Source organism: Desulforudis sp. DRI-14, from assembly GCF_052618305.1.
In genome coordinates, this window is the sequence record NZ_JBQXEZ010000002.1 from 184,061 (window position 1) to 205,150 (window position 21,090).

Here is a 21,090-nt window from a genome sequence, read left to right on the forward strand (position 1 = left end):
GCTTTCTTTAGTGGATCGATGATCAGGGGGTACAAAACTATCATACGAGGGGGGATGGGCGCGAACGGCGGGCTGTTTCCCCAAAAAAAAAAACGGCTTCGTTAAGCCGTTTGGGGGAAATTCTTCTCTTACTTCGCGATAGCCTGGCAATATTTCAGGGTATCGCCGCGCAGTCCGACCCGCAGGGCCTCGAGTGACAGGACCTCCTGGGGAGGGATGTTGCCGAGGTTGACGTCGGGTCCAAAGCGGATGATGAGCTCCTGCTGTTGTTCCTTGAGCGGCGCCTCCCAAAAGATGACGTCTTTATCGGGAAGATAGGCTGTGAATTCCTCCAGGGAGCCAGGCTTAATGTGCCCCTGTTCGTCGTAGATGACCACACCTTTACCGAATTCGCGCCCTTCGACTATAACCCAGTCGGCGCCGTAGGTAAGGTCGTCAACAGCCTGTGCGGCGAGTTCCTTAAGGGATGGACAGACGTTGGGGTCCTTTTTGCCGACTTCGGTCAGAATGGTAAAACCCATTTCCTTTCCCCTGAGTATGGCTTCGCGACGAACCCGGGGTTCCAGCGAGATGGTGCCGTCGCTAACCTCGATAGCCGTAAAGCCTAAAACCTTCGCCAGGTTCAGGAAACGCTTCAGCTTGCCCTGAGCTATGGCGATCTCCAGGAAGGTGCCGCCAGGATAGATGTCTACGTTATACTGCCTGACTAGCGAAAGTTTTTCCTGAAGAATCCCGTCGGAATAAAGGGCTGACGTGCCGAACCCCAGCTTGATGAAGTCAATGTGGTTGCCCGCTATTTCCAGGAGGTCTTTGGTTTCTCCCAGTCCCAACCCTTTATCGAGAATCATCGTCAAGCCGCGCTGACGAGGTTTCGGGCTCCGGCCAGTCAAAGGAAAAGCAACCATCTCCCGCCAATTTTCCATTCTGCCAGCTCCTTTCGCATGGTTTAGGTGCTTACGGGGGACTGACTGGCACCTCCCGATTGGCTTTGTGTGTAATCTATGCAAAATTCTGGCTTGTGTTACAGGGGAACTTGGCGCTTTTTCTCAGTTATTCTTCTACCCTTGGGAGATGTCTTTTGATTTGATGAGGAAGAAGGAAAGCACGGCGGTAGCGGCGGTTACGCCGGCCGGGATCCAGCCCATAGGTTTAAGTCCCGACTGCAGGAGCAGGCTAAAGACCGGGGGCCCCGCAGCTACGCCCAGGAAGCGCACCGAGCCGTAGAGCGAAGTCACCAGCCCGCGTTCCTCGGCGTCGGTGCTGCTGGTGATAATGGTGTTCAGGATGGGCAAAACCATGCCGGTGCCGATCCCGATAAGGGATATGGTCGTGAAAAAGAAATAGGTGTTGTTGCAGAGCGGGAGTACGGCAAGCGAAGCCGAGTCGACGGCCAGGCCCGCGATGAGCACGGCCTTCATCAGCTTGGCCTTGCGCTTGATGAGGAAACCCGTGGCGTAGGCCGTGGCCGACATGAACAGGACCGGTATGGCCAGGGCCAGGCCTTTTACGATCCCCTCCAGGCCGTACCGTTTTTCCAGATGTTCGGACAGGAAAAAGAGTATCCCGAAGAGCGTCATCAAGGCAAGACTCCCTGCCAGGTACGATAGGAGGAGCAGGGCGGTTTTTTTCTTAAACAGTTTTGTAAGGGACTCAAGGTATTTCCCTACGGGCTGTGGTTTTTTTGTCTGTTGGGGTTCCTTTACGCCGAACCACAGGGCGGCCGCAGCGGCCAGCGTGATGACGGGGAAGAACAGGAAGGGCGCAAACCACGCCAGCAAACCCAGGGCTGCCCCTAAAATGGGGCTCATCACCTTGCCGAAGCCGTTGGCGGCCTCGATGACCCCCAGGGCCTTGGTGCGTTTCTGTCCCTGGAAGAGGTCGCTGGTCAGCGCCATGGCGATCGGCGCCGTTCCCGCAGCACCCAGGCCCTGAAGGATGCGCCCGGTAAGGATGATGACGTAGGTGGCGGCGCCGCCGAGCAGGGCGGCGATTCCGGCGACCAGCCCCCCTAGCCCGTAGAGAAGAAGAGAAGGGCCGATAACGATCTTCCTGGAGAAATGGTCGGAAAGGAATCCGGAAACGGGAATAATGAGACTGGCTGGAACCGAGAACAGGGTGATGACCAGGCTGGCCTGCAGGGAAGAGATATTCAGGGCACGCTGCAAATCAGGAAGTATGGGGATGAGCATGGAGTTCCCGAGCACCATCGTAAAGGGAACCCCGCTCAAGGCAGTCAGCTCGACGATGTGTTTCCTGTCCATTTGGTACCCCCTTGCCTCGTTATTTTCCCTCCCGGCACAATGCCATATACTTCGATCGGCGCGCATAGACATGCAGGGAATGGCCTTTCACGGGGGGGGGGGTGCAGCTGGTGGACAAATTCGTGTACGGGATGGCCGGACTCAGGTTCCTCTCGGCTTCGATAGAGTTTTCGGCGGCGATGCTGATGCTTTATTTCGGGCGCATCGAAACGGCTTTTCAGATCAACGCCCTGCTGTCCATCGTCGGCCCGACGGTGCTGATGCTGGTGACAGCTTTAGGCTTGTGCGGCCTGGCTGGCAAGGTTTCACCGACCGGCATGGCTATGGTGGTCGCGGGCGTGGCACTGATTTTCCTGGGCATTCGACGATTCTGAAAACTCATTAATAATAATTTATGCTTGACATGTGATGGTGCGGGGGATATCATATCTAGGAACAAACCACCTTTAAGCCGGTCCGAGAGGCCGGCAAGGGACCATAGCGTTAACCCCGCGCAGGGGACACTATGCCTGCTTAACCAAGGTGGTTGGCAGGTTTTTTGTTGTGGTGATGGCTTTGGATGACAGCTCTAAGCTGAGAGAGAAAGCGCAGATCATGGATGCCCAAGGAATGGCCCGCGCCTTGACGCGCATCGCCCACGAGATCATCGAGCGCAATAAGGGCGTGGACGACGTAGCCTTGATCGGGATCCGCCGGCGGGGCGTCCCCCTGGCGGAGCGCCTGGCGGCGAAGATCAAAGCCATTGAAGGGAAGGCGGTTCCCGTAGGTTACCTCGACATCACCTTGTACCGCGACGATCTGACCAGGCTTGATTACCACCCGCATCTGTACCATACCAGGGTGGATTTCCCGGTAACCGACAAGCATATCATCCTGGTGGACGACGTCCTCTACACGGGGCGGACGGTACGGGCGGCGATGGACGCGATAATGGATCTCGGTCGGCCGCGGACGATCCAACTGGCGACGCTGGTGGACCGGGGTCACCGGGAATTGCCTATAAGATGTGATTACGTCGGGAAGAACGTTCCCACGTCGGGAAGAGAGGTTGTCTCAGTCCATATCGAGGAAATCGACGGCGAGGACAGGGCCGTGATTCAGGAGCTTATAGAATGACGGAGCCATCCTTTTAAAGACGGTCCAGAGAGGCCGGCAAAGGAAAGGCGACCAGCGTCAGATTTTGCCGGCCTCTACCCAGGTTGAACGGGGGGAGGCTTTTATTTTGGGCTCAAGGACAGCGATAGGGCGCAACCTGCTCGGCCTCGAGGGTATGCCGTTCCACCAGATCGAGCACATCCTGGATACCGCCGTGCCGATGAAGCAGATCATCAAGCGCGACATCAAAAAGGTGCCCACCCTCAGGGGCAGGACCGTGGTCACCCTTTTCTACGAGCCGAGCACCCGAACGAGAGCGTCGTTTGAACTTGCGGCCAAGTACCTGAGCGCCGACACGGTATCGATTGCGGCTTCGACATCCAGTGTCGTCAAAGGGGAGTCGCTGTACGATACCGGGCGCACCATCGAGGCTATGGCCGCCGACGCCGTGGTCCTGCGGCATCCGATGGCGGGCGCCCCGCACCTGCTGGCCCGGGTTCTCTCGGCCGCGGTGATCAACGCCGGGGACGGGATGCACGAGCATCCGACGCAAGCGCTCCTGGACATGTTCACGATCCGGGAAAAGAAGGGGCGTCTTGAGGGGCTGAAGGTGGCCATCGTCGGGGACATCATGCACAGCCGCGTGGCGCGCTCGAACATCTGGGGGTTGACCGCCATGGGCGCCCGCGTGCACGTCAGCGGCCCCCGGACGATGATCCCCCCCGGCCTTGCAGAGATGGGGGTGGAGGTAGCGGAGCGGGTCGAAGACGTCGTGCGCGACGCCGACGTCGTGATGGCCCTGCGCCTGCAGACCGAACGGCAGGAGGAGGCCCTGCTGCCCGACCTGCGGGAGTACGCGCGCCGCTGGGGGATCAGCGCCGAACGCCTGGCGAGCGCCAAGAGCGACGTCATCGTGATGCATCCGGGCCCTATGAACCGCGGCGTGGAGATCGCGAGCGACGTCGCTGACAGTTCCCTGTCGGTCATCGAGGAACAGGTCACCAACGGTGTGGCCGTGAGGATGGCGGTGCTCTACCTGCTGCTGATGGGAGAGGTGAGCAATGCGGTTGTTGTTTAAGGGCGGCACACTGGTCGACGTCGCCGGCGGCGGGCTGTACCGGGCCGACTTGCTGGTGGATGACGGTAGGATCGCCGCCATCGACCGGGAAATCGGGTCTGAAGGCGTGGATGTCCTAGACGTGAGCGGCCTGCTGGTGGCCCCGGGGCTGATCGACATGCACGTACACCTGCGGGAACCGGGCCACGAACACAAAGAAACCATCGCCTCCGGGACGGCGGCGGCCGTGCGCGGGGGATTTACCGCCGTGGCGGCGATGCCCAACACCGAGCCCGTGGCCGACAGCGCGGGCGTCGTCCGCCTGATCCTGGAACGGGCCCGGCAGGCCGGCCGGGCCCGGGTGTACCCGATCTGCGCCCTGACCAAGGGCAGCTGCGGGGAACAGCTCAGCCCGATGGAGGAACTGGCTGCGGCCGGTGCCGTCGCCTTTTCGGACGACGGCCGGTCCGTCCGCAGCGCCAGGGTGATGCGGCGGGCCATGGAGTACGCCGCGTCCGTGGGGCGGGTGGTGATCGCCCACTGCGAAGACCACGACCTCTCAGCAGGGGGCGCGATGCACGAAGGGGCCGTGGCTACGCGGCTGGGGCTGCACGGCATTCCGGCGGCGGCTGAGGAGATCGTCGTCGCCCGCGATATCCTGCTGGCTGAGGCGACCGGCTGCCGCCTGCACATCGCCCACGTCAGCACGGCCGGGAGCGTAAGGCTGGTCAGGGAAGCCAAGGCCAGGGGCCTCCCGGTTACGGCCGAGGCCGCGCCTCACCACTTTATCCTGACGGATGAAGCCGTCCTGGGGTATGATACCAACGCCAAGGTCAACCCGCCCCTGCGTTCGGCGCGCGACGTGGCCGCCGTCAGGGAGGGACTGGCGGATGGGACCATCGACGTCATCGCCACCGACCACGCCCCGCACGCCGCCCATGAGAAGGATGTCGAGTTTGACCGGGCGCCCTGTGGTATAGTGGGACTGGAGACGGCGGTCGGCCTGGTGTTTGCAGAACTGGTCGAAACAGGCCTATTAAGCCCGGCTCAGGCTATCGCCAAGATGTCGCTCAATCCCGCTGCAATACTGGGGGTCGAGGGCGGCAGGCTCGAGGCCGGCGGCCCGGCCGACATCACGGTGATCGACCCGGCGCGCAAGGAGGTCATCGACCGCGCCTCGTTCGCCGGCAAGAGCACGAACATGCCGTTCCAGGATCGGGAAGTCAAAGGAATACCGGTGATAACGATGGTCCGCGGGAAGATTTTGATGCGCGACCGCTTGCTGACAAACCGTCAAGTCTGTGGAGGTGGACAATGATCAACGCCGTACTGGCGCTCGAGGACGGGACCCTTTACCACGGCGAAGCCTTCGCCGCTCTCGGCGAGAACTGGGGGGAAGTGGTGTTCAACACATCCATGACCGGGTACGAGGGCGTCTTGACCGATCCATCCTACTGCGGCCAGATCGTCGTGATGACCTATCCGTTGATCGGCAATTACGGCATCAACGAGGCCGATTTTGAATCCAAACGCTGCTTCGTCAGGGGTTTCGTGGTCCGCGACGCGTCCCGGTTTCCGAACAACTGGCGTTCCACCGAGACCTTGGCCGACTACCTGCGCAAGGAGAACGTCGTCGGCCTGACCGGAGTGGACACCCGCGCCATCACCAGGCGTATCCGCAATCACGGCGTGATGCGCGGGATAATCAGTACCGAGAACCTCGACCCGGGGTACCTGCTCGACAAGGCCAGAGGAGTGCCGGACCTGAGCGAACAGGAACTCATCTCCCAGGTCGCCACCGACGTGCCCTTTACCGTGCCGGGAAACGGCTACAGGGTCGTGCTGATCGATATGGGGGCCAAGTTGAACATTATTCGCTGCCTGAACGAACGAGGCTGCGAGGTTGTCGTCGTTCCGCCGAAAACCTCGGCCGACGAGATCCTGGCCCTAAAGCCGGACGGCATCATGATCTCCAACGGTCCCGGCGACCCTATGAACGCGCCGGACACGACCGAGACCATCAAGAGGCTGATCGGCAAGAAGCCGATCTTTGGGATTTGCCTGGGACACCAGCTCCTGGCCCTCGCCCTGGGTGCCAGGACTTACAAGCTGAAGTTCGGGCATCGCGGGGCAAACCACCCCGTCAAAGACCTGGCCACCGGACGTGTATACATCACGGCGCACAACCACGGGTTCGCCGTGGCCGAGGATTCGCTGGCGGGACTGGACATCGAGGTTTCGCACGTCAACCTTAACGATATGACGGTCGAGGGCATCAGGCACAAATTCCTGCCGGTCTTCGCCGTCCAGTACCATCCCGAGGCCGCGCCTGGCCCGAAGGATTCGGAGTATCTCTTTGATGAGTTCCTGGAATTAATCGCGCGGGAGGCAAGATAGATGCCGCGGGACACATCGCTGAAGAAAGTAATGGTCATCGGCTCCGGCCCGATCATCATCGGCCAGGCCGCCGAATTCGACTACGCCGGCACACAGGCTTGCCGGGCCCTGCGTGAGGAAGGGCTGGAGGTCGTCCTGATCAACTCCAACCCGGCGACGATCATGACCGACGCCAATATGGCCGACCGCGTCTATATCGAGCCGCTGACGCCCGAGTTCGTTTCCCGGGTCATTGCCCAGGAAAGGCCGGACGGTCTCCTGCCGACTCTTGGGGGCCAGACGGGATTGAACCTGGCCAAGCAGGTTGCTGAGTCCGGTATCCTGGAGAAATACGGGGTTCGCCTTCTCGGTACGCCGCTCGAAACCATCCGCAGGGCTGAGGACCGCGAAGAGTTCAAGAACCTGCTCAGCCGCATCAACGAGCCGGTACCCGAGAGCGTTATCGTCTCCAACGTCGAAGACGCCCTGGCTTTCGCCCGGGAAATCGGCTTTCCGGTTGTCGTCAGACCGGCCTATACCCTCGGAGGAACGGGGGGCGGCATTGCTTACAACGAGCGCGAGCTGGCGGAGACCGCCTCCAGGGGGATCAAGCACAGCATCATCAACCAGATCCTGGTGGAGCGGTGTGTGATCGGCTGGAAGGAAATAGAGTACGAAGTGATGCGTGACGGCGCCGACAACTGCATTACCGTGTGCAACATGGAGAACATCGACCCCATGGGTATCCACACCGGCGACAGCATCGTCGTCGCCCCGGTGCAGACCCTGAGCGACAAGGAACACCAGATGCTCCGCAGCGCCGCGCTGAAGATCATCCGCGCCCTGGGCGTCGAAGGCGGCTGCAACGTGCAGTTCGCCCTTGATCCCGAAAGCTTCCAGTACTACGTGATCGAGGTCAACCCGCGGGTGTCGCGTTCGTCCGCCCTCGCCTCCAAGGCCACCGGCTACCCGATCGCCAAGGTGGCCGCCAAGATCGCCATCGGGCTCAACCTTGACGAGATTAAGAACGCCGTCACGGGTAAAACGTATGCCTGTTTTGAGCCGACCATCGACTACGTGGTTACCAAGTTCCCGCGCTGGCCTTTTGACAAGTTCGCCTCCGCCAATCGTTTCCTGGGGACGCAGATGAAGTCCACGGGCGAGGTGATGGCCATCGGCCGCACCCTGGAGGCTTCGCTGCTCAAGGCCGTGCGGTCGCTGGAAATCGGAGCCAGCGGGCTTTACCTCCCCGAGGTTTCCGGTCTGTCCGATGACCAGTTGGCCGGGAAGCTGCGCAGGGCTGACGACCAGCGCCTGTTCGCCGTCGCCGAGGCCATCCGGCGGGGCTGGACGTTTGAGCAGATCAACGAACTGAGCGCCATCGACAAGTTTTTCCTGGCCAAGATCAAGAATATCGTCGATCTTGAAAAAGAGATCAGCGTGGGCGGGCTCGCCGGATTAACGCCGGAGTTTCTCCGGAAGACAAAGAGGGCCGGTTTTTCCGACGCCGAAATCGCCCGCCTTGCCGGCGCCAGCGAGCGGGCGGTCCGCGAACTGCGCGCGCGGCACGCCATCCGGCCGGTCTACAAGATGGTAGACACGTGCGCGGCCGAATTCGAAGCGGTGACGCCCTACTACTATTCCGCTTACGAGGACGCCGACGAGGTTGAGACGGGGGAACGGAAACGAGTCGTCGTGCTTGGCTCGGGCCCGATCCGCATCGGGCAGGGCATCGAGTTCGACTATTGCTCGGTGCACTCGGTCTGGGCCCTGCGCCAGCAGGGTTACGAGGCTGTGATCATCAACTGCAACCCGGAGACCGTCAGCACCGACTTCGATACGGCCGACAGGCTGTATTTCGAACCGCTGGTCGCCGAGGACGTCTTGAACATCCTCCATCGCGAGCGGCCGGACGGCGTGGTCGTCCAGTTCGGCGGCCAGACGGCGATCAACCTGGCCGGCGCCGTCCACGAGGCGGGGTTTGAAATCCTGGGCACCTCGGTCGCGGACATCGACAGGGCCGAGGACCGCGAGCGTTTTGACAAGCTTTTAGGCGAACTCGATATCCCCAGGCCGCCGGGCGGCACCGGTTACTCGGTGGATGACGCCCTGACCATCGCCCGCCGCATCGGTTTTCCGGTTCTCGTCAGGCCGTCGTACGTCCTCGGGGGCAGGGCGATGGAAATCGTCTACAACGAGCACGACCTGCTGAATTATATGGCCAGTGCCGTGAAGGTCACGCCGGAACACCCCGTCCTCGTCGACAAGTACCTCATCGGCAAGGAACTGGAGGTGGACGCGGTATCCGACGGCGAGACGGTGGTTATCCCCGGCATCATGGAACACGTCGAGCGCGCCGGCGTCCACTCCGGTGACAGCATCGCCGTGCTGCCTCCGCAGCACCTCGACGAGCAGGTTAAAGCCCAGATGGTCGAGTACACCGTCAGATTGGCCTGGGCCCTGAACGTCAAGGGGCTGGTGAACATCCAGTACGTCCTGCACAACGGCGGGCTGTACGTTCTTGAGGTTAACCCGCGCTCAAGCCGGACCGTTCCCTACCTGAGCAAGATTACTGGGGTGCCGATGGTCAACCTGGCCACACGGGTCATTCTGGGAACAAAGCTGGCAGATCTCGGTTTTAAAACGGGCCTGGTCAAGGAAACACCCCTGATCGGCGTCAAGGCTCCCGTTTTCTCGTTTGCCAAGTTGCTCGACGTTGATGTCGCGCTGGGTCCGGAAATGAAGTCGACAGGCGAGGTTATGGGCGTGGCCGAGGACTACGCCTCGGCACTGTACAAGGCGTCTGTCGCCGCCGGTTACGGTGTTCCGCACAAGGGGACGGCGCTGGTCACGGTCGCCGACAAGGACAAGGACGACGCCGTGGCCATCGTGCACAGCCTGCTCAAGCTGGGATTTGAAATCTACGCCACCGACGGCACGGCCACGATGCTCGAGCAGGACGGCATCGAGGTCAAACGGGTACGCAAGCTCGGCCAGGGTTCGCCGAATATTATCGACCTGATCATGGGCAACAAGATCCACCTGATCATCAATACCCTGACGAGGGGCAAGGCCCCCGAGCGGGACGGGTTCCGCATCAGGCGGGCGGCGGTGGAGATGGGCGTCCCGTGCTTTACCTCGCTGGACACGGCCAACGTCGTGCTCGATGTAATGACCGCGATCAAGACCGGCTACGACAAACCCCCGGTGCCTTTACAGGAATACGTCGGGCCGGAGGATGCCGGAGCGCGGAACAGTGAGTGATCTGATCGCGGGTGAGACGTTGGCGCTGATTCACGATGCCGGGGTGCTGGCCAATGAGCGGGTAAGCGACGGGGTTTACCGTTTGATCCTGTACGCGCCCGACATTGTGCGCGCCGCCAGGCCCGGGCAGTTCGTACACTTAAAGCTCAGTCACAGCACCGACCCCCTCTTGCGGCGCCCCTTCGGAATATACGGGGCGGACCTTGCGGCGGGAACCCTGGAAATCCTGTACCAGGTCGTGGGCCGCGGAACGAAGCTCTTGGCCGGCGACCGGCTGGGTCCGGTTCTTTCCGTGCTGGGGCCCCTCGGCCGCGGGTTTACCGTGCCGGCCCCGGCCGCGCCTGTAGCTGTCGTGGCCGGCGGGCTGGGGATCGCTCCCCTTTGCTTTCTTCTTGACGAACTCGGGGCAGCCGGCCAGGATGGGGTGCTTTTTCAGGGAGCGCGGACATCGGATCTCATCCTGGCGGGGGAAAGGGTCGCCAGGACGGGTTTTGACCGGAAAACAGCCACCGACGACGGCTCGGCGGGATTCCACGGTTCTGTTGTGGAACTGGCTGCCGGCGAACTCCGGCGGGGCCGGTTTTCCTACGTGTACGCGGCGGGGCCGGCCTTAATGCTTAAAGCTCTATGTAAGGTGATGCGTGAAGCCGGCGTCGAAGGGGAGGTATCCCTCGAACAGCGCATGGGCTGCGGCGTCGGCGCTTGCATGTGCTGCAGCGCTGCGGTGCACGGCTACCCGCGCAAGTACGCGCGTGTCTGTGCCGACGGGCCGGTATTCCCGGCCGGGGAGGTGGTCTGGGAATGAAACCCGACCTGGCCGTCGAGATTGCCGGAATCCGCATGCAAAACCCCGTCACCACGGCCTCGGGCACCTTCGGCTACGGCTTTGAGTACGCGAAGTACGTAGATCTTTCCCGGTTAGGCGCGCTGACGGTCAAAACCATCACCTTCGATCCGCGCGACGGCAACCCGCCCCCGCGCATCGCCGAGACGCCGTCGGGCATGCTCAACGCCGTAGGGCTGGAGAATCCGGGCGTCGACAGGTTTATCGCCGATGTCCTGCCCGGGCTTGAGGAGCTGGGCATACCCGTCGTCGTCAGCATTGCGGGCAACACCGTCGAGGAGTATGCCGCCCTGGCAGAGAGACTCGACCTCGCCGGCGGGATCAGCGCCGTCGAGGTGAACATATCGTGTCCCAACGTCAAAGCGGGCGGGATCGCCTTTGGGACCGTTCCGGAGATGGCCGCCGAGGTTGTCAAGGCCGTTAAGGCCGGCTTTTCGCGTCCGGTCATCGCCAAGCTGACCCCCAACGTCACCGATATTCGGTCGATCGCCTTGGCCGTCGCCGGGGCGGGCGCGGACGCGATTTCCCTCATCAACACGCTTCTGGGCATGTCCATCGACTGGCGCAGCCGGAAGCCGCTTCTAGCCAACGTCTTCGGGGGGCTTTCCGGTCCCGCCGTTAAACCCGTGGCCCTGCGCTGCGTCTGGCAGGTTTTCGAGGCGGTTTCCCTCCCCATCATCGGCATGGGGGGCATATCTTCGGGAGCCGACGCCCTGGAATTCATCCTGGCGGGAGCCCGGGCCGTCGCCGTCGGAACGGCCAACATCGTCAATCCCACGGCGGTCACCGGCGTGCTCGACGAGCTTGAGGCACTCCTTGTGCAACAGGGAGTACGGAACGTTAACGAGTTGGTGGGCGCGGCCCACCGTTAAGGAGACGGTAAAATAATGCAGGCCAAGGACCGTATCTTTGTGGCGCTGGACTTTGACGACGAGGGGGAGGCCGTAGCTCTGGCCCGCAGCCTGGCGGGAAGCGTGGGCGGCTTCAAGATCGGCATGCGCCTTTTCTACAGCGCCGGCCGTGAGGTCGTAGGGAAGATTGCCGGGTTGGGGTGCCCGGTGTTTCTCGACCTCAAGCTGCACGACATTCCGCAGACCGTGGGGCAGGCGGTGAGGGCCGTCGTCCGCCTGGGCGCCTCGATCATCAACGTGCACGCCGCCGGGGGCGGGGATATGCTCCGCGCCGCCGCGGCGGCCGCCGCCGAGGAGTCGGCGCTCTCCGGGATACCCTGTCCAAAGGTTATCGCCGTGACGGTCCTGACGAGCCTGGGCGATCAACACCTCGCGGAACTGGGCATCGCGGGGAGCGCCGCCGACGTCGTCGCGCGCTGGGCGCGGCTGGTGCACCGGGCCGGACTGGACGGGGTGGTTGCCTCCGCGCGTGAGGCCCGGACCATCCGCGAGACCTTCGGCCCCGGATTTTTAATCATTACGCCCGGCATCCGCCTCCCGGGCGAAGGGGCCGCAGACGACCAAGTGCGGGTGGCTTCCCCGGGCGCGGCGGTGGCGCAGGGAGCCGACTACCTCGTGGTGGGGCGGCCGATTACAAAAGCCGATGATCCCCCGGCCGCCGTAAGGTCGATCGTCGAGGACATCGAATCCGCAGTGGGGAGGACGTCGTGATGGAAACGCGCAAGCTCGGGGAAGACGAAGTCAAGGGTATCTTGGAGAGCAGCGGGGCCCTCCTTTCGGGGCATTTCCTGCTGACCTCGGGGCGGCACAGCGGGCAATACGTCCAGTGCGCGCAGGTTCTGAAGTACCCGCGCCACTGCGAGACACTGGGCAGGGCTATCGCCGCCGCCTTTGCCGGCGAGGATATCGATCTTGTTATCGGCCCCGCCCTCGGGGGCGTGATCATCGCCTACGAGGTGGCGCGGGCTCTCGATACCCAATGCCTTTTCACCGAGAGGGAAAACGCGAAAATGACCCTCAGGAGGGGGTTCCGCGTCACGCCCGGTGACAGGGTGCTCGTGGTGGAGGACGTGGTGACCACCGGCGGGTCGGTGATGGAGGTAATGGATGTCGTCCGCGAATGCGGCGGGGAAGTGGCTGGCGTCGGCGTGATCGTGGACCGCAGCGGCGGGAAGGTCGACTTCGGGGTCCGCAAGTACGCGCTCCTTACCCTCGATATCGCCACCTATACGCCTGAAGAATGCCCCCTGTGTATGGCCGGCGAAGTACCCCCGATAAAACCGGGCAGCCGCAATTCAGTCGTCAGTCGTCAGACGTCAGTAGTCGGTACTTGATGGGATTCGCTCCGCGAATCCCTGCTATTCTGACGACCGACGACCGCTTACCGGCGACTGATCAGGGCGGTGACGGCGAGACGGTAAGGGTTTTCTCGTTTGTATAGATAACCAGCCCGGGTTTGGCGCCCCTGGGCTTTTTTACGTATTTGCGCAGCGTGTAGTCGACGGGGACGCTGGGGGCGAGCCGCGCGCGGCTGAAATACGCGGCGAGGGATGCGGCTTTTTCGAGGGTGTCCGGATCGACTTCCCGGCCCGCTGTCTTGATAACCACGTGCGCTCCCGGCACGCCCCTGGCGTGCAGCCATACGTCCTCGTCCTTGCCAAGCTTGAAGGTTACGATGTCGTTCTGCCGGTTGTTGCGCCCCACAAGTATGCGCATCTCGTTGGGGGCCGCAAAAGAGAGGGGTTCGGCTACCGGGGACGGGCGCCCGGCTTGTTTGGGCGCTGTTTTATTGCCAGACAAGTAACCCTGCTGGACGAGTTCCTCACGGATTTCCGAAAGCTCGTCGAGGCCGGCCGCCAGGACGATGCTGGTTTCCACCGCCTCAAGATAGGCCTTTTCGTTTTCGAGGCTCCTGGTTTCCTCGCAGGCCCTGGCGACGGCCCCTTTCTGCTTGCGGTAGCGTTTGAAGTAGCGCTGGGCGTTGGCGGAGGGAGACAGCGCGGGATCGAGGGGGACAGTCACTTTCCGCATGACGGCAAAGTTGGTGAGCATGGCCTGGTCCGCGCCTTGTTGTAACTGGTGGATGTTGGCGGTAATAAGCTCGCCGTAGATCCGGTTCTGCTCGGCCTCCCCGGCGCTGCCGATCACCGACCGGCAGTCCTCAAGCCGCCGATCGATCTTTTTGACTTCACGGTTAACGATGCCGAGCAGCGCCCGGCGCTGCTCTTCGACGGCCTCGCTCTGCAAGCGGAAAGTATAAAAACGGTCGATGGCTTCGTTCATGGTTGTGTATTCCTGCCATTGGATGCCGGGCGCGCCTTCAAGCGGAAAGGCTGCGAAGTCGACGGGCTGGCCTGCAGCGCCGAGTAAAAGCCCCGGCCTGAAGCGCCCGGCTAAAGCCTTCAGGAAGAGATTCCGCAGGCTCGTCATCACCGTGCGCAGCTCGTAGACCCCGCATTCTTCCACGCGAATATCGGCCGGAAGGTTGGCCCGGTATAGAAGTTCGCCCGCCATAACGCGGCTTAAGCCTTCAAAACTCTGCTGCAGGGCTGCGGCCAACGAAATGCCGAGGCCCTTCCCGGTAACGGCATCCATGAAACCCTCCTCGTCGATATCCAGCGGATCCTTTTTTTCGCGTTTGGGAGAGACGTATTCCGCGCCGGGCAGGACCTGGCGGAGACGGCTTACGGCGTGGGTGTAGCGCTTGATGCCGTCAAGGATGATCCCGTCTTCGTCGACGAGAATGATGTTGGAATGTTTGCCCATGAACTCGGCGACAAGCGTTTTTCTGAAGGGCCGTCCCAGTTCGTCGCGGCCTCCCAGCGCTATGCGCAGCACTCTTTCAAACCCGGGCTGCTCGATGGTTTCTATGCGCGCGCCTTCAAGGTGCTTGCGCAAAACCTGGCAAAAGGTGTAAGGAGAAGGCGGGTTTGCCGGCGCCGATGCGGTCAGATGGGCGCGGTATCCAGTTGCGTGGGCGGATACAAGAAGGCGGAATTTCTCCCCTCGGCTGCGTATCAGCAGCACGAGCTGATCAGGGGCCGGCTGCTGCACCCGTTCGAGGCGCCCGCCCGTGCAAAGGCCGCAGAGCTCCCGGCGGACAGCGGCCAGGACTAAGCCGTCGAAGGGCACGAAGCACCACCTCCCGATCCAAATCTCGTACCAGTATAGCATCGCGGCCTTGCGGGGGTCAATTTCTGTTGGATTTGCCGGCTCCTGGCAATATACTAATAGACAGCAGCGCTTTGGAGGTCATCGCTTGATTCGCATTCGACGGGGACTGGTTTTGGAGATCGTCGCCCGGCGGCCCGGCATATGTGAAGTGCTTGTCGACGTGGAGGGGCGGCAGGAGAGAGCCGTTTGTTACGAAGACCTGACCGGACCGGTACAGCCGGGGGACGAGGTTGCGCTCAACACCACCGCTGTCCATAAGAAGCTTGGGACAGGAGGCGTGCATTTCGTCATCGCTAATCACTCGATTACGGCCACCGATGCCCCGGAGCCCGGTCACATTATGAAAATGCGCTATGCCCCGTGCCAGGTCAAAGTCCTGACCGTCGAGGAAGAAGCCAGTCCCCACGCCCAGGCCATGCGGGACTGCACGTCGCTTTCGGGCACGCCCGTGTTGATCGGCGGGCTGCACAGCATGCTGGGCCCTGCGGCGGCGGCCCTTCACGTCCTTGACCCGTCCCTGCGGGTGGTGTACCTCATGACGGATGGGGGAGCGCTGCCCCTGGCTTTCAGCCGTCTTGTCCACCAGCTTAAAGAAAAGGGGTTTGTACAGGCTACCGTGACGTGCGGTCATGCCTTTGGAGGCGATTTCGAGGCCATTAACATTTACTCCGGCTTGCTGGCCGCCAAGGTGGCCGCGCAAGCCGACGTAATTATCGCCGTAATGGGTCCCGGGGTGGTCGGCACCGGTTCAACCTTCGGGTTCACGGGGCTCGAACAGGGCCAGATCGTCAACGCCGTGCATACCCTGGGAGGACTGCCCGTGGCCATCCCGCGCATCAGCTTCGGCGACCGGCGCTTGCGGCATCGCGGGATCAGCCACCACACCGTCACCGCCCTTACCAGGGTCGCCCTCGTCAGGGCCTGCCTTCCCATCCCCTCCCTCGAACCCCCGCATATGGACGTGATCATGGAACAGATCGCGTGCAGCGGCCTGGCCGAAAAGCACGACGTCAGGATCCTCGACGGCGAAATCGGCATCAAGGCGCTTGAAGAAACCGGACTGCAGGTGACCACCATGGGGCGCGGCCCGCAGGACGACCCCGCCTTCTTCCGGGCGGCGGGCGCCGCCGCCCGCCTTGTCGCGGAGAACTTTATCAGGGCTTGAGAAGTAAAATCTTAAATATATTCAAGCAGGTCATCTGCAATCCCCGTCTTCTATCGGGGGACCGTTAACGATACCTGGGGTCAGTCATATATTTAACAGGATTTAACAGGCCACTTTTATTCTTGAAATCACGTGTGTAACTCCCTTCCCTAATGCCGTTACCTGTAACCTTGCTCCCATCAATACAACTTTACATGCGGTAGAGATCGTGGTTCGAAAGGCTCTTTAAATGGCATAAACTGGAGAGCCGTCCCATACAATGCTGATAGAGACAGAGTGTCATAGCGGTCCTTCCGGCGATGATGGGAAGGGGTATCTCTGTAATGCCTAGGGTTATTCGCCAGATCTGGGTGGCTTCTTTAAGGAACAACTGGGCCCTTTACCTGGTGGTTATTCTTTTCCTTGTCATCGGCATGGGGGTGGGCGTGTGGTCGGCCGGCAGCCTCCAGGGCGAGCAGGTTGATGAGCTCCAGGCTTACATCTCCACGCTTTTCTCCGCAACCCCCGCCGAGGGGCTGCATGGGGCCGCCATCCTCAAGGCCGCCACCTTTGAAAACCTCGTTTTCTTCGGCGCCGTCTATTTCGCCGGCCTGTCGGTGATCGGCGCGCCGGTGATGCTGGCCCTGATCTTCGTGCGGGGCTTCGCTCTCGGCTTCGCCGCCAGCCTGATCGTCGGGCAGCAGGGTCTGCCGGGGGTCCTTTTGGCGTCTGCATCGCTCCTTCCCCAGAACACCATCCTTTTGCCGGCCATGATCTTCGCCGGTGTCGCTGCCCTGTCGTTTTCGCTGCTTCTCGTGAGAAGGGGCTTCAACCCCCAGGTCACCGTATGGTCGAGCTTTCTCCGCTACACCGCCGCCATCTGCGCGTCGCTTTCCGTAGCGATAGGCTCGGGCCTGGTGGAAGCCTTTGTGAGCCCGTATCTGCTGCGTGCCGCGCTGGCCGTCTGCGGGCAGTAAAGGGGGATGACGCCTTGATTGTGGTCATCATCTCGGCCATCAAGCGCAAGGTCCTGTTCGCCTTCAGGCTCCTGCTCCTGGTGCTGATCATCGCCATTCTTTCGACGCAGGTCTACGGCATTCTTACAACCTCCGCGCCGAAGAACCCGGGGGCTGTCACGCCGGCGACCGGAGACCCCTGGAGCGGCATCATAGACAGTCTCAAAGATTACTACCGGGCCAATTCCCGGTAGGATTTTTTTTTATGGGGGAGAAAGACAACTGTTAGAAAATCTCGGAAGTGATGGCATGGAAACGCGGGTCAGGCAGTTTCTCGATTACCTTGCCGTCGAGCGGGGCCTGTCTTTTAACACCATCAAAGCGTATGAACAGGATCTCAAGGAATTCTGCGCTTTTCTTAAAAAACGCGGTGTCACCGAACTCCAGCCGGAGGACAAAGGGTTGATCACGGCCTTTTTCGGTGAGCTCCAGCATGCGGGGAAGAGCCCGAAGACCCTGGCCCGCTGCCTGTCCGCCATCCGGAGTTTTCTGCGCTTCCTGGTCGCCGAGGGCATGCTGCCCGCTGACCCTTCAAGCACCCTTTCGTCGCCTCGCGTAATGCTGCGCCTGCCCAAAGTCTTGAGGGTGGACGAGGTCGAACGGCTGCTCGAAAGCGTCAGCACCGCGACGCCGCTCGGGCTGCGCGACCGCGCCATCCTTGAAACGTTGTACGCCTCCGGCCTGCGCGTCTCGGAGTTGGTAGGGATGGAACTGAAAGACGTTAATCTGGAAAAAGGGTTCGTGCGCTGCCTGGGGAAGGGGGCAAAAGAACGGATGGTGCCCCTAGGCAGCACCGCCGCCCGCTATGTGAGTCTTTACCTACGCGAAGTCAGGCCCGCGCTGGTTTCCGAGCCTACCGGCCTGGTTTTCCTCAACCGCAGGGGCAGGCCCCTCACCAGGCAGACGGTTTGGAAAATGACCCGGGCGTATGCCGGGGCTGCAGGGATTCAGAAAGAAATCGGCCCCCACACCTTACGGCATTCATTCGCCACCCATCTGCTCGAAAACGGGGCTGACCTGCGCGTGGTCCAGGAACTGTTGGGGCACGCTGACATCGTCACCACTCAGATCTATACTCACGTAACCTTGAGCAAGCTGCGCGACGTTTACAATGCCGCCCATCCCCGCGCCTAGCGCAGCGGGAATAATAAAAGCAGCGAGGAGGGCTGATATTTGCCAATCAACCGCGTAATTGTGATTGTACTGGACAGCGTCGGCATCGGCTGGCTTCCCGACGCGGCGGCGTACGGCGACGAAGGCAGCAACACGCTTTGCAACATCGCCTGCCAGGTGGGCCGGCTGAGGCTTCCCACGCTGGGGGCTTTGGGGCTGGGCAACATCGCTCCCATCCAGGGCGTTCCCCCGGCAGAGGAACCGCTGGCCGCCTGGGGCAAGATGGCCGAAAAATCGGCGGGAAAGGATACGACCACCGGCCACTGGGAACTGGCCGGTCTCATCCTGGACAAGCCGTTCCCGGTATACCCGCAGGGCTTCCCCGGCGAGATCATCGAGGAGTTCTCAAGGCGTATCGGCCGTTCCGTCCTAGGCAACAAACCCGCTTCCGGAACGGCGATCATCGAAGAACTGGGCGCGGAGCACATGCGTACGGGCGCCCTGATTGTATATACCTCCGCCGACAGTGTCTTCCAGGTCGCTGCGCACGAGGACGTCGTTTCCGTCGAGGAGCTGTATCGGATATGCGAGACGGCCAGGGAACTGCTCCGGGGGGAGCACGCCGTCGGCCGGGTCATCGCCAGGCCGTTCACGGGCGAGCCCGGTTCCTTCAGACGGACCGAAAGGCGGCACGACTACGCGCTTCCCCCCGTGGGGCCGACGGTCCTTGACGCCCTGAAGGACGCCGGCCAGCACGTCGTGGCCATCGGCAAGGTCAAGGACATCTTCGCCGAGCGCGGGATCACCGCCCACCTCCCCGCTAGGAACAACGCCGACGGTGTTGACGCTATTCACCGCGCCCTTGACGGTTTCCCCACGGGTCTGATTTTCGCCAACCTTGTTGACTTTGACATGCTTTACGGCCACCGCAACGACGCCTGCGGGTATGCCGCCGCCCTGGAGGCCTTTGACGGCGCCCTGCCACGGATCTTGGCGCACCTCGCGGCACAGGACCTGCTCGTCATTACCGCTGATCACGGCTGTGACCCTACGACCAGCAGCACCGACCACTCCCGCGAATACGTGCCGGTGCTGGCCTACCATCCGGGGACGCGTGGAAACCGGCCCCTGGGAACCCGCGAGAGCTTTGCCGACATGGCCGCGACGGCAGCCGAGGTGTTCGGGATACCGTGGGGAACGGGGCGCAGCTTTTTGCAGGAGACACTTGCAGGGAGGGATGCGCGGTGAGAGCCTACGATCTTATCCTGAAGAAGCGCAACGGGGGCGAATTGTCAGTTGAGGAGATAGACTTCCTCGTCAAAGGCTATACTGAGGGATCGATCCCTGATTACCAGATGGCCGCCTTTTTAATGGCCGTTTATTTTCGGGGCATGAGCGACCGGGAGGCGGTCGACCTGACGGAGGCCATGGTCCGGTCGGGTGATCGCTGCGACCTCGGTTCCATCCCGGGGATCAAGGTCGACAAGCACAGCACCGGCGGCGTCGGCGACAAGACCACCCTTATCGTGGCGCCCCTTGCGGCCGCCGCCGGAGTCCCGGTCGCGAAAATGTCCGGGCGGGGTCTCGGCCACACCGGCGGGACGGTGGACAAGCTGGAGTCGATCCCCGGATTCCGGACCACGCTGACCCTCGACGAAATGGCAAAACAGGTCAGGGAGACAGGAGTGGCCGTCGTCGCCCAGACCGGAAACCTAACCCCGGCCGACAAGAAGCTTTATGCCCTGCGGGACGTTACGGCGACTGTGGACAGCATCCCCCTGATCGCCTCCAGCGTAATGAGCAAGAAGCTGGCCTCCGGCGCCGACGCAGTCGTCCTCGACGTCAAGGCCGGGAGCGGAGCCTTCATGAAAACGGTGCAGGGAGCCGTTGATCTGGCGCGGGCCATGGTCGCTGTCGGCGAACGGCGCGGCCTGCACACCGTAGCCCTGGTGACCGGCATGGACGAGCCGCTCGGGACTGCGGTCGGCAACGCCCTGGAGGTGCGCGAGGCGATAGACGTCCTTGCGGGCGGAGGCCCGGAAGACCTTAGAGAATTGTGTGTCAACCTGGCGTCCTACATGGTTGTCCTGGGACGCAAGGCCCCGACCCCGGCCGATGCGCGCAGGCTGTGCGAAGAACTCCTGTCCGGCGGATGCGCGCTTGCCAAATTCCGGGAATGGATCAGCACGCAGGGCGGCGACCCTGCCGTTATCGAGGACGGGAGCCTGCTGCCGCGCGCCGCGCGGGAAGTGCCTGTTCCCAGTGCGGCCTCCGGCTTTGTCGAGTCGATAGACGCCGAGACTGTCGGCAAGGCGGCGTCGCTGTTAGGAGCCGGACGGCTTACCAAAGAATCGTCGATCGATCCGGCGGTCGGGGTAACGGTCATAAAAAAGGTCGGCATGCGCGTGGAAGAAGGGGAGCCCCTGGGTATCCTGCACGTCAACGACCCGGCCGGGCTGGACGAGGCCATGACAGCCTTACAGAAGGCTTACCGTTTCGGTCAGGAACCTCCTCCGCGCCGGAGGCTGATCATCGCCGTGGTGACCAGGGACGGGGTGGATGGTCACCCGCCCCTAAGCACTTAGTGCTTTGGGGCCCGTTTGCGGGCCGTTATCACGTAAACCTGTCCGTGGTCGTCGGTTTTGGGCTGGTAGTCGAAGTCTCCTTCGGTCAGCATTTCGTAGACCCTTTCGGCCTGGTGGGCGTCAGCGGCCTCCATGGTGATCACCAGCTCGTCTTCGTGCCGCAATCCCGGCAACGTCGCGGCCAGCCAGCGTATGTCGCCGTCGTCGACCTTGTGCCCGAAATCGATGTTTACGGTCTTCAACGCTTTTC

General features: G+C 62.1%; 20 protein-coding genes. 16 read left to right on the forward strand and 4 right to left on the reverse strand.

Annotated features, from left to right (window positions below):
• Nucleotides 1–128: 128 nt before the first annotated feature.
• Both comA and ACUM6F_RS02675 read right to left on the reverse strand, forming a co-directional pair.
• On the reverse strand, nt 129–923 hold the full coding sequence (gene comA, locus ACUM6F_RS02670) for a phosphosulfolactate synthase (protein WP_425621642.1): 795 nt from the start codon (nt 921–923) through the stop codon (nt 129–131).
• Between the two features lie 135 nt (nt 924–1,058).
• A complete protein-coding gene (locus ACUM6F_RS02675) occupies nt 1,059–2,261 on the reverse strand; it encodes an MFS transporter (RefSeq protein ID WP_425621643.1) in 1,203 nt (400 codons plus the stop codon).
• A 110-nt stretch (nt 2,262–2,371) separates the two neighbouring features.
• Between ACUM6F_RS02675 and ACUM6F_RS02680 the strand changes: the two genes are divergently transcribed.
• The 10 genes from ACUM6F_RS02680 (at nt 2,372) to pyrE (ending at nt 13,142) form a co-directional block, all read left to right on the forward strand.
• A complete protein-coding gene (locus ACUM6F_RS02680) occupies nt 2,372–2,635 on the forward strand; it encodes a YqhV family protein (protein ID WP_426377623.1) in 264 nt (87 codons plus the stop codon).
• Nucleotides 2,636–2,834: 199 nt separating this feature from the next.
• Nucleotides 2,835–3,377, forward strand: coding sequence for a bifunctional pyr operon transcriptional regulator/uracil phosphoribosyltransferase PyrR (gene pyrR, locus ACUM6F_RS02685; protein ID WP_426377626.1), 543 nt, complete (start codon nt 2,835–2,837; stop codon nt 3,375–3,377).
• 106 nt (nt 3,378–3,483) lie between these two features.
• Nucleotides 3,484–4,434 carry an aspartate carbamoyltransferase catalytic subunit gene (locus ACUM6F_RS02690; protein WP_426377622.1) on the forward strand — a complete coding sequence of 317 codons (951 nt, stop codon included), beginning with the start codon at nt 3,484–3,486 and terminating at the stop codon, nt 4,432–4,434.
• Entirely contained in the window at nt 4,418–5,731 is a 1,314-nt protein-coding gene (locus ACUM6F_RS02695) for a dihydroorotase (protein ID WP_425621644.1), read from the forward strand. Before ACUM6F_RS02690 ends, ACUM6F_RS02695 begins: the two co-directional genes overlap by 17 nt.
• Complete coding sequence (carA, locus tag ACUM6F_RS02700; protein ID WP_425622118.1) at nt 5,731–6,810, forward strand: glutamine-hydrolyzing carbamoyl-phosphate synthase small subunit; 1,080 nt, start codon at nt 5,731–5,733, stop codon at nt 6,808–6,810. The genes ACUM6F_RS02695 and carA overlap by 1 nt, the downstream gene beginning before the upstream one ends.
• Nucleotides 6,811–10,053 carry a carbamoyl-phosphate synthase large subunit gene (gene carB / locus ACUM6F_RS02705; RefSeq protein ID WP_445348298.1) on the forward strand — a complete coding sequence of 1,081 codons (3,243 nt, stop codon included), beginning with the start codon at nt 6,811–6,813 and terminating at the stop codon, nt 10,051–10,053.
• Nucleotides 10,046–10,858: a dihydroorotate dehydrogenase electron transfer subunit gene (locus tag ACUM6F_RS02710; protein ID WP_425621646.1), complete on the forward strand. Its 813-nt coding sequence runs from the start codon at nt 10,046–10,048 to the stop codon at nt 10,856–10,858. The genes carB and ACUM6F_RS02710 overlap by 8 nt, the downstream gene beginning before the upstream one ends.
• Nucleotides 10,855–11,769, forward strand: coding sequence for a dihydroorotate dehydrogenase (locus ACUM6F_RS02715; protein ID WP_445348299.1), 915 nt, complete (start codon nt 10,855–10,857; stop codon nt 11,767–11,769). The genes ACUM6F_RS02710 and ACUM6F_RS02715 overlap by 4 nt, the downstream gene beginning before the upstream one ends.
• A 15-nt stretch (nt 11,770–11,784) precedes the next feature.
• Nucleotides 11,785–12,519 carry an orotidine-5'-phosphate decarboxylase gene (pyrF, locus tag ACUM6F_RS02720; protein ID WP_425621648.1) on the forward strand — a complete coding sequence of 245 codons (735 nt, stop codon included), beginning with the start codon at nt 11,785–11,787 and terminating at the stop codon, nt 12,517–12,519.
• Nucleotides 12,519–13,142: an orotate phosphoribosyltransferase gene (gene pyrE / locus ACUM6F_RS02725; protein WP_445348300.1), complete on the forward strand. Its 624-nt coding sequence runs from the start codon at nt 12,519–12,521 to the stop codon at nt 13,140–13,142. Before pyrF ends, pyrE begins: the two co-directional genes overlap by 1 nt.
• Nucleotides 13,143–13,203: 61 nt before the next feature.
• Here pyrE and ACUM6F_RS02730 read toward each other — a convergent pair whose 3' ends face one another.
• Nucleotides 13,204–14,940, reverse strand: coding sequence for an Rqc2 family fibronectin-binding protein (locus ACUM6F_RS02730; protein ID WP_445348301.1), 1,737 nt, complete (start codon nt 14,938–14,940; stop codon nt 13,204–13,206).
• A gap of 127 nt (nt 14,941–15,067) precedes the next feature.
• On the opposite strand from ACUM6F_RS02730, the gene ACUM6F_RS02735 reads away from it, so the two are divergent.
• From ACUM6F_RS02735 to ACUM6F_RS02760, 6 genes are all read left to right on the forward strand, one after another.
• The gene (locus tag ACUM6F_RS02735) at nt 15,068–16,147 is read left to right on the forward strand and encodes a DUF3866 family protein (protein ID WP_445348302.1); all 1,080 of its coding nucleotides are present in this window, start codon (nt 15,068–15,070) and stop codon (nt 16,145–16,147) included.
• Nucleotides 16,148–16,470: 323 nt separating this feature from the next.
• Nucleotides 16,471–17,103, forward strand: coding sequence for a stage II sporulation protein M (spoIIM, locus tag ACUM6F_RS02740; RefSeq protein WP_425621652.1), 633 nt, complete (start codon nt 16,471–16,473; stop codon nt 17,101–17,103).
• A gap of 14 nt (nt 17,104–17,117) precedes the next feature.
• Nucleotides 17,118–17,336: a hypothetical protein gene (locus ACUM6F_RS02745; RefSeq protein WP_425621653.1), complete on the forward strand. Its 219-nt coding sequence runs from the start codon at nt 17,118–17,120 to the stop codon at nt 17,334–17,336.
• A gap of 55 nt (nt 17,337–17,391) precedes the next feature.
• Nucleotides 17,392–18,276 carry a site-specific tyrosine recombinase XerD gene (gene xerD / locus ACUM6F_RS02750; protein ID WP_425621654.1) on the forward strand — a complete coding sequence of 295 codons (885 nt, stop codon included), beginning with the start codon at nt 17,392–17,394 and terminating at the stop codon, nt 18,274–18,276.
• A 45-nt stretch (nt 18,277–18,321) separates the two neighbouring features.
• Nucleotides 18,322–19,503: a phosphopentomutase gene (locus ACUM6F_RS02755; RefSeq protein ID WP_445348334.1), complete on the forward strand. Its 1,182-nt coding sequence runs from the start codon at nt 18,322–18,324 to the stop codon at nt 19,501–19,503.
• Complete coding sequence (locus tag ACUM6F_RS02760; RefSeq protein WP_445348303.1) at nt 19,500–20,840, forward strand: pyrimidine-nucleoside phosphorylase; 1,341 nt, start codon at nt 19,500–19,502, stop codon at nt 20,838–20,840. Before ACUM6F_RS02755 ends, ACUM6F_RS02760 begins: the two co-directional genes overlap by 4 nt.
• Here ACUM6F_RS02760 and ACUM6F_RS02765 read toward each other — a convergent pair.
• The gene (locus ACUM6F_RS02765; RefSeq protein ID WP_425621657.1) at nt 20,837–21,082 is read right to left on the reverse strand and encodes a hypothetical protein; all 246 of its coding nucleotides are present in this window, start codon (nt 21,080–21,082) and stop codon (nt 20,837–20,839) included. The two genes, ACUM6F_RS02760 and ACUM6F_RS02765, sit on opposite strands and share 4 nt — an antisense overlap.
• Nucleotides 21,083–21,090: the final 8 nt, after the last annotated feature.

What these genes read in the sequence shown, in the direction of transcription:
- xerD (WP_425621654.1), top strand. Translation starts at nt 17,392, where the DNA reads ATGGAAACGCGGGTCAGGCAGTTTCTCGATTACCTTGCCGTCGAGCGG.
- ACUM6F_RS02675 (WP_425621643.1), bottom strand. Translation starts at nt 2,261, where the DNA reads ATGGACAGGAAACACATCGTCGAGCTGACTGCCTTGAGCGGGGTTCCC.
- pyrE (WP_445348300.1), top strand. Translation starts at nt 12,519, where the DNA reads ATGGAAACGCGCAAGCTCGGGGAAGACGAAGTCAAGGGTATCTTGGAG.
- comA (WP_425621642.1), bottom strand. Translation starts at nt 923, where the DNA reads ATGGAAAATTGGCGGGAGATGGTTGCTTTTCCTTTGACTGGCCGGAGC.
- spoIIM (WP_425621652.1), top strand. Translation starts at nt 16,471, where the DNA reads ATGCCTAGGGTTATTCGCCAGATCTGGGTGGCTTCTTTAAGGAACAAC.
- carB (WP_445348298.1), top strand. Translation starts at nt 6,811, where the DNA reads ATGCCGCGGGACACATCGCTGAAGAAAGTAATGGTCATCGGCTCCGGC.
- ACUM6F_RS02695 (WP_425621644.1), top strand. Translation starts at nt 4,418, where the DNA reads ATGCGGTTGTTGTTTAAGGGCGGCACACTGGTCGACGTCGCCGGCGGC.
- pyrF (WP_425621648.1), top strand. Translation starts at nt 11,785, where the DNA reads ATGCAGGCCAAGGACCGTATCTTTGTGGCGCTGGACTTTGACGACGAG.
- ACUM6F_RS02715 (WP_445348299.1), top strand. Translation starts at nt 10,855, where the DNA reads ATGAAACCCGACCTGGCCGTCGAGATTGCCGGAATCCGCATGCAAAAC.